This window comes from Neisseria sp. P0001.S005 (assembly GCF_051963715.1).
Genome location: NZ_JBQCTZ010000167.1, coordinates 1 through 7,422, shown reverse-complemented (window position 1 = coordinate 7,422; position 7,422 = coordinate 1). Strand labels below are relative to the sequence as shown.

At 48.1% G+C, this 7,422-nt stretch carries 8 protein-coding genes; 1 reads left to right on the top strand and 7 read right to left on the bottom strand.

All coding sequences use genetic code 11. From position 1 onward, the window contains the following. Positions 1 to 588 (top strand): sensor histidine kinase (locus ACTHSP_RS15605; RefSeq protein ID WP_440346402.1); only part of this gene is annotated, 588 nt, incomplete at its 5' end. A 129-nt stretch (positions 589 to 717) separates the two neighbouring features. Here the strand turns inward: ACTHSP_RS15605 and aroB are convergent. The 7 genes from aroB to pilM all read right to left on the bottom strand — a co-directional run. Continuing rightward, on the bottom strand, positions 718 to 1,797 hold the full coding sequence (aroB, locus tag ACTHSP_RS15600) for a 3-dehydroquinate synthase (RefSeq protein ID WP_137041559.1): 1,080 nt from the start codon (positions 1,795 to 1,797) through the stop codon (positions 718 to 720). Positions 1,798 to 1,819: 22 nt separating this feature from the next. Beyond that, entirely contained in the window at positions 1,820 to 2,341 is a 522-nt protein-coding gene (locus ACTHSP_RS15595; protein ID WP_440346401.1) for a shikimate kinase, read from the bottom strand. 123 nt (positions 2,342 to 2,464) lie between these two features. Further along, positions 2,465 to 4,597: a type IV pilus secretin PilQ gene (gene pilQ, locus ACTHSP_RS15590; protein ID WP_440346400.1), complete on the bottom strand. Its 2,133-nt coding sequence runs from the start codon at positions 4,595 to 4,597 to the stop codon at positions 2,465 to 2,467. Positions 4,598 to 4,617: 20 nt separating this feature from the next. Continuing rightward, a complete protein-coding gene (locus ACTHSP_RS15585; RefSeq protein WP_003684527.1) occupies positions 4,618 to 5,160 on the bottom strand; it encodes a pilus assembly protein PilP in 543 nt (180 codons plus the stop codon). 15 nt (positions 5,161 to 5,175) lie between these two features. Continuing rightward, positions 5,176 to 5,847: a type 4a pilus biogenesis protein PilO gene (locus ACTHSP_RS15580; RefSeq protein ID WP_003684514.1), complete on the bottom strand. Its 672-nt coding sequence runs from the start codon at positions 5,845 to 5,847 to the stop codon at positions 5,176 to 5,178. Next, a complete protein-coding gene (locus ACTHSP_RS15575) occupies positions 5,847 to 6,470 on the bottom strand; it encodes a PilN domain-containing protein (RefSeq protein WP_049328903.1) in 624 nt (207 codons plus the stop codon). The genes ACTHSP_RS15580 and ACTHSP_RS15575 overlap by 1 nt, the downstream gene beginning before the upstream one ends. A 4-nt stretch (positions 6,471 to 6,474) precedes the next feature. Continuing rightward, positions 6,475 to 7,422 (bottom strand): type IV pilus assembly protein PilM (pilM, locus tag ACTHSP_RS15570; RefSeq protein ID WP_440346399.1); only part of this gene is annotated, 948 nt, incomplete at its 5' end.

Sequence of the window (7,422 nt, the reverse complement as noted above, 5' to 3'; positions counted from 1 at the left end):
AATATGCAGCTGTCCGCCGAAGCGCGCGAGCAGTCCGCCCTGTTGCAACAAAGCATACAGCGCAACCGCCACCTGCTGGAGCAACTCCTCTCCCTCGCACGCGTCCAAGCACCCGAAACCCAACGCCCCAAAACCCTGATCAGCCTGCAAAACCAATTCCGCCGCGTCCTACAGGAACTCATGCCGCTGGCGCTAGCTAAAGGTCAAGACATCGGCGTCGCCGTTGAAAACAACTGCCAAATCCACGCCGACGACACTGAAATCTACACCCTCATCAAAACCTTTACCGACAACGCCATCCGCTATACCCCTAAAGGCGGCCGCATCGATTTGGGCTTTGACGAAACCGCTGAATACCTCAACATCTGGGTGGAAGACGACGGCCCCGGCATTCCCCCAAGCGAGCGCCAACGCGTTATCGACCCTTTCTACCGCATTCTCGGCACCGAACAACAAGGCACCGGCCTGGGGCTTTCCATCGCAAACACCATTGTCAAACGCCATCAAGGCCGTCTGAAACTGGCCGACAGCCGACGCTTTGACAGCGGCTTGCTGATTATTGCCGAGTTGGATAAAAAGACGCTTTAAATAATCGACCCGCCTAAATTGGTTTATCTAGCTTTAAGCCGATAAATGAAAATGTTTTAAAACCAAAGGCCGTCTGAAAATACCTTTCAGACGGCCTTTTTATATTTTGGAGCAAACCTCATTCATTCCTCACAAATACGGCTGCAAGGTTTGACGGAGGATTTCCATATCGGTAATTTCAGTAATATTGGCTTTGCCCAAGTATTCCAAACCGACAAAACGCATGATGCCGCTGCTGACTTTTTTATCGTGGCTCATGTGTTCAATCCATTTTTCAAAGGAGAAAACAGGCGGCGCAGACGGAAGAGAGGCGGCTTCCATTAAAGCGGCAATGCGGTCGGTATCGGCTTGTTGGGTTTTGCCCAAAATTTGCGACAACCGGGAAGCGAGGACGCAACCGGCGGCAACAGCTTCGCCGTGCAGCCATACGCCGTAGCCCATTTCTGCTTCGATGGCATGGCCGAAAGTATGGCCGAGATTAAGCCATGCGCGGATGCCCTGCTCGGTTTCGTCTTGGGCAACAATATCGGCCTTCATTTTGCAGCAATGATAAACGGCTTCTGCCATTTTTTCTTGGTGTTGCGCCATCAGGTCGGCCATATTTTCTTCCAACCAGGCAAAAAATTCAGCATCGCCCAATGCGCCGTATTTGATGACTTCCGCCATGCCTGCGGAAAGTTCGCGTTGCGGCAGTGTTTGCAGGACGGTCAAATCGGCCAGCACGGCTTGCGGTTGGTAGAACGCGCCAATCATGTTTTTACCGAGCGGATGGTTGATAGCGGTTTTACCGCCGACCGAGGAATCGACCTGGCTGAGCAATGTAGTCGGCACTTGGATAAAAGGTGCGCCACGCTGATAAGTCGCCGCGGCGAAGCCGACCATATCGCCTATCACACCGCCGCCCAAAGCGATTAAAGTGGTTTTGCGCTCGGCACGGTTTTGCATCAAGCCATCGTAAATCAGGTTAAGCGTCTGCCAGTTTTTATATTCTTCGCCGTCAGGAAGGATAATGCTGAAATGCGGCACACCCAGTCTGTCTAAGGCCGTCTGAAGCTGTTTGAGATAAAGCGGCGCAACGGTTTCGTTGGTAATGATGGCTGCTTTTTTGCCTAAATAGGGCTGAAGCAGCGTATCGGCCTGCTCAATCAGTTTATGCCCGATAAAGATGGGATATTGATGGGACGGGGTTTGGACAGTCAGTGTGCGCATGGTGTTCCTTTGCAAAGCGTGTTTATTCGCCTAAAGCCTGTATCAGGCGTTTGAGCGTTTTGTGACAGCTGTCGGATTCGATGACGAGATGGGCGGTTTGACGGTACAGCGTATCGCGTTGGTCATACAGCTCTTGCAGTTTGGCCAAAGGGTTGGCAACTTGCAACAGCGGCCGATTGCTGTCGTAACGGGTACGCTCCAGCAAGGTTTCAGGGCTGGCATGCAGATAAACAACCATGCCGTTTTGGCGCAAAATCTGTCTGTTTTCACTGCGTAAGACAGAGCCGCCACCAGTCGATAAAACAATATTGCGCCGGGAAGCGAGCTTCTTCAGCATATTGGTTTCTCGGTTGCGGAAGCCTTCCTCCCCTTCCATCTCAAAAATGGTCGGAATGGATACGCCCGAAGAAGTGCAGATTTCGTAGTCGCTGTCGTAAAACGGGCATTCAAACATTTGGGCAAGCTGCTTGCCCAAAGTGGTTTTTCCCGCGCCCATCAGCCCGATTAAAATTAAATTGCCGTTGATTTTTTCCATGTGGGTCATTTTATACGATATGGTGGTTTCGTGGAAAAGTTCGTCGTTTTTCAGATGGCCTTTTCATCTCAGGCCGTCTGAAAACCAAAACAGGCATACCTTTTCAGATATGCCTGTTTGTCATTTTAAAAATCAGTAACGCAGATTATTACCCACATTATCCATAATGTGCGGCGTGATGAAGATCAACAGCTCACGGCGGTTTTCACGTTTGCCGCGTGATTTGAACAGATTGCCGACAACGGGAATATCGCCCAAAACAGGTACTTTGTTCACCGCATTGGTGCTTTCTTCCTCGTAAATACCGCCGACAATCAGCGTGCCGCCATCTTCAACCATGGCTTGGGTATTCAAGTGTTTGGTGTTGATACACTTGGTCATCAGAGAATCTACGGTACAGTCGATCGGGGTATCGCGATTAATCTTCACAGTCATGATAATTTGACCGTCAGGCGTAATGTTCGGCGTTACGGTCAAGCCCAAAACGGCTTTCTTGAAGGTAATCGAAGTCGCACCGCTGGAAGAAGCCTCTTGGTAAGGAATTTCCGTACCGGATTCAATTTTGGCTTCTTTACGGTCTTGTGTCAGCACGCGCGGATTGGAAATGGTTTTGCTCTTACCTTGTTCTTCAGACGCACTGATTTCCAAGCCCAATGCGCCGGACGAGAACGCACGCACCAGCGCAATGCTGTTGACTGCGGCTGCGGTCGGCAGACTGACGTTCGGATCCAAAGTCCATGTGCGGGAGCCTATGTCGCCACGGTTAAACGAGGCATTGGTATTGTAGTTGGTTTGTGCATTGCTCCAGTTGCTGCCCCATGCCGTACGGCCGATCGCACCACCGGAACCGAATTTAACGCCCAAGTTGCGGAAGAAGGTATCTTCAGCTTCCACAATACGCGCTTCCACCATCACTTGACGGGTTGGAACGTCCAATTCATCAATCAGTTTGCGGAATTTCTCAATCACGCCGCGGTTGTCGGTTACGATCAGCGTATTGGTGGCCGGATCGATTAAGGCGCTGCCTCGGTTGCTCAACAGAGTGTTGCGGGTGTTGGAATTATTGCTGTCGTATTCTTCCAAACGCAGAATTTTGCGGAATTCATCCACGTTTTTGTATTTCAACTGGAAGGTTTGAGAATACAGCGGACCCAATTCGGCAATCTCTTTTTCAGCCTGCAAGAAGGCTTTGTCTTTTGCCAACAATTCATCGCGAGGTGCGATATTGATAATGTTGCCTTGACGGCGCATATCCAAATTGCGCGCCTGCATAACCAAGTCTAAAGCCTGATCCCAAGGTACATCTTTCAGGGACAAAGTCATAGTGCCTTTGACGGTATCGCTGGCAACAATATTCATGCCGGATTCTTTTGCCAAAATCTGCAAGATGGTACGAACTTCTACATCTTGGAAATCCAAAGAAATTTTACGGCCTTTGAACGATTTGTTCGCATTGTGGTTTAAGCCGCCGGATTCGGTATTGGCGGCTTTAGGCGATACTTCAAATACAAAGCGTCCGGAAGAAGCTTTGGTATTGATGTCCCAATTCGTATTATTGTTGCGGATAATAAGCTGGGTAGAATTGCCGATACGTTTGAGCGTAACATTTTGTACAGGTGTATTAAAGTCAGCCACATCCAAACTGCGTTGCGCTTGTGTCGGCAAAGTATGGTTTTTCAATGTCACAACCACGCGGTCGCGCTGCTGTTTAATATCCGGCTGTCCGCTGAAACCAGGGGCGGACAATTCAATAATGCCGGAATTGCGTGCGCCTTTGCGGAAATCGATATTGGCTGCTGAAACGGCTTGATAAGTCTGAGCAGCGCGCGCGGTAGACGGCGTAGCCGCACGTTCATTTGCAACGGCCGCATTGGTTTGATCAGTAGATTCGTTTACAAATACCCAAACTTCGTTGCCGCGAATCTCAGTATTGTATTGGCTGATTTTGTTCAAACCCAAAACCACGCGTGCACGGTCATTGTTTTGCGCCGCAGTAATTTGATTCAGCAATGGGTCGGCATATTCCAAAACAGGCTGAGGCAAACGGATATTGGTGTTGGCAAAATCCAATGCGATACGCGCCGGCGTAGATGTTACAAAACCATGAGGTGTGGTGACATCTTTGTCGAAACGGATTTTGATGATTTTTTGGTTGTCAGGCAAAGTAGAAACGTTAATATCGGTAATATTGCCTGCAAAGGCTGTCTGAACAGCGAGGGCAACGCTGAAGCCGGCAAATAATTTTGTCATGTGCTTGGTTTTCATAATCGAGTGAGACCCCTAAATTAATTTGAATTCGAACTATCTGAGCTATTGGAAGAATCCGCCTCTTTACTGCTCAATGGCAATTCGGCCTTCCGGTACACCCAGTTGCCGTAGCTGTCTTCAACTTGCTCGGTCAAGATAATTTTATCTTCAGTAATACTTTGGATTCTGCCGTAATTCTGACCGATATAGTTTCCGGGATAAACGGTATAAACATGGTCGTTGACCTTGATAAATCCGGAAACTTTGCCGCCGCTTTGCAGTGTTCCGACAAAGGCCATATTTTCCAAACTGAAAGCTTCCAATGTTTCTTTCGGACGGTTCACATCCGGCGCATTGCCGCCTTTAGGGGCAGTGTCCAAACGGCGTGAATCAAACGCATTCATGCCTTTAAAGTTCGGCGGGCTATACGGCTTAGGCAATGTAACCGTCGGCTCTTCAAACGGAATAATCTTGGATTTTGCTTCCTGACGGGTTTGCGTCATCCATTGAGTCAAATCTTCATAGCTTTGCGTACAGGCTGCCAAGGGAAGAAGACTTAAGAGTAAGATGATTTTTTTCATGATTTCCCTATTCTTTTATTTTTGCTCATTCTCGGCAGGTTTGCCTTCTTCTTGTGCCTGTTGCGCAGCCAATTCGGCAGCAATCTCTTCGGCCGGACGGGCTTTGTAAGTCGTCGCAATCGCACTCAATGTCAACTCGCCTTTATTGCCTTTGCCTTCTTTGTCCTCGCCTGCGTTCACGAGTTTCAAAGAATCTAACGTAATAATGCGCGACAAATCGCCTACATCACGGGTAAATTGGCTGATTTGAGAGTATTTGCCCGTGATGGAAATCTGATACGGCAGTTTTTGAATCGGACCATCGTTTTCAGGTTGGAGCGGTGCAACGCTGTCCAAACGCAGTCCGTTGGTTGAACCTGCCTGATGCAGCTCTTGAATCAGGTTCGGAATTTCCGCATCGGTCGGCAGTTGTTTCAACAAAACGTCAAATGCAGAACGGATAGAAGCCAATTCAGCCTTCAAATTGTTCAAGCTTGCCGCCTGAATGCTTTTACGCGTAAAGGTTTCCTTCAGTTCTGCTTCTTTGGCTTCCTGCGTATTCAAGGTTTCAATCTGATCTTTAAATACGCCGACATAGCCCAACGCCAACATACCGACAATCAACAAACCTCCCAGCAAAAGTTTTGAAGGCATATTGAGCAGGTACAGGTTTTGTACGTCCAATTGTTTCAGGTTTTTAGATGCCATTATTGAGCCTCCGGAGCAGGTTCTGCCACAGGTTCGGCTATTTCACTGCTGCTTTGTGCAGTCGGTGCAGGAGCCGGCGTATTCACTTGGTTGATTGAAGATTTCAAAGTAAATTCTTGGTAGTTATCTACTTTTTTGATGCTCAACAATTCAGGCTGCAAGAAAATACCTGTACTTGGCAGGGAGCGCATCATAACGGCGATTTTATTGTCGCTGACGGCATGGCCGCTAATTTTATAGCTGGTCGGGCTTTCTGCTTCCAACGCAGTCAAATAAGTATTATCGGGCGTAAGCGCATTCAAAGAATCAAGGATATAAGCTGCTTGATAGCGTTTTTCCTGCAACTCTTCCACTTTCAGCTTCTTGGCCAAGAAGGCTTCTTTTTCTTGCTGAAGTTTATCGATTTCGCCCAATTCTCTATCAAGTCTGTCGATTTCGGTTTGCAGGAAGTTGTTGCGGCCTTCTTGATTGCTGATGGCGCTATCAATACCGAGATAGGTAGCGGCTGCCAAGCCCAAACCCACTGCAAAAGCGCCAAGCATCAATACTTTGAATTGCTGCTGCTTGCGCTGTTTAATCTCTTCCCGATACGGAAGAAGGTTGATTCTGGTTAATTCGATCATGTTCTCAAAGTCCCCTTAATGCCAATCCAAACGCCAACGTCAGTGACGGCGCATCAATTTGAAACTGCGGCAATTCTACTTTTGCACTGCGTTCCACATATGAAATCGGATGCAGGTATTCTGTTGCCGTATTGGTTTGCGAGAAAATGCTTTCCGCCAAACCTGCCTGCTGAGCGGTAAAGCCGGTCAGTAGGATGTGTTTGATATTGGCGAAAGAATCAGTGGCCTGCGTGGTATAGTAAAATTGCAAAACCCGCTGAACTTCTTGCGCAACCTGCACATTAAAACGGTCGGCAATCTGAGACTGGTAGTCGGAAGGTTTGTTTTGGGAAGCCATCATTTGAGCGGCTTTTTCTTCCGTTACCCGATAAGTACGCTGAATCAGCTGATTGAGCTGCTCTGTGCTGACCGGAGTTTCTTGTTTATAGAGAATGCGGCCGTTTTGCAGAATCAGGGCATACATTTGCGTCGCATGAATGCCGAACACAGCAACTTTTTCCTCTGCCATTTCGGGAGCATGCGTATTCATCCAATAAACGAAGGCATTGCGTTGCGCCAGTAAGTCCAAATCCAAAGCGGACAAAGGCAAGCCCGCATTTTCAAACATTTCAATGCGCGGTTCGACATCGTCTTTTTTAGCGGCAACAGCTAAAACATGCTGGCCCGAACCGACTTCTTCGGCTTGAAAGTCGTAGTTCATTTCTTCAATAGGCGCAAATTGGCCGACTTCCGCCTCGACAAACTCTTCCAAGTCCAAATCGGTATCACGCGGGTTGTAAATAATTTGCTCGACTGTCGCCAAATTTTGTGGCACAGCCGCAACAATATTTTTGCAAGAACTGCGTAATTGTGTGTAAGTATGTTGGATGTAAGTGGCAAGCTGATCGTAGTCTTGAATTTTGTTGCCTTTGACAATATTTTTAGGCAATTTGGTAATAACGTATTTTTCCAG

Bases quoted from the DNA above. Each gene is read 5' to 3' on its own strand.
- ACTHSP_RS15595 (WP_440346401.1), bottom strand. From the start codon at position 2,341: ATGACCCACATGGAAAAAATCAACGGCAATTTAATTTTAATCGGGCTG.
- aroB (WP_137041559.1), bottom strand. From the start codon at position 1,797: ATGCGCACACTGACTGTCCAAACCCCGTCCCATCAATATCCCATCTTT.
- ACTHSP_RS15585 (WP_003684527.1), bottom strand. From the start codon at position 5,160: ATGAAAAAAATCATCTTACTCTTAAGTCTTCTTCCCTTGGCAGCCTGT.
- pilQ (WP_440346400.1), bottom strand. From the start codon at position 4,597: ATGAAAACCAAGCACATGACAAAATTATTTGCCGGCTTCAGCGTTGCC.
- ACTHSP_RS15575 (WP_049328903.1), bottom strand. From the start codon at position 6,470: ATGATCGAATTAACCAGAATCAACCTTCTTCCGTATCGGGAAGAGATT.
- ACTHSP_RS15580 (WP_003684514.1), bottom strand. From the start codon at position 5,847: ATGGCATCTAAAAACCTGAAACAATTGGACGTACAAAACCTGTACCTG.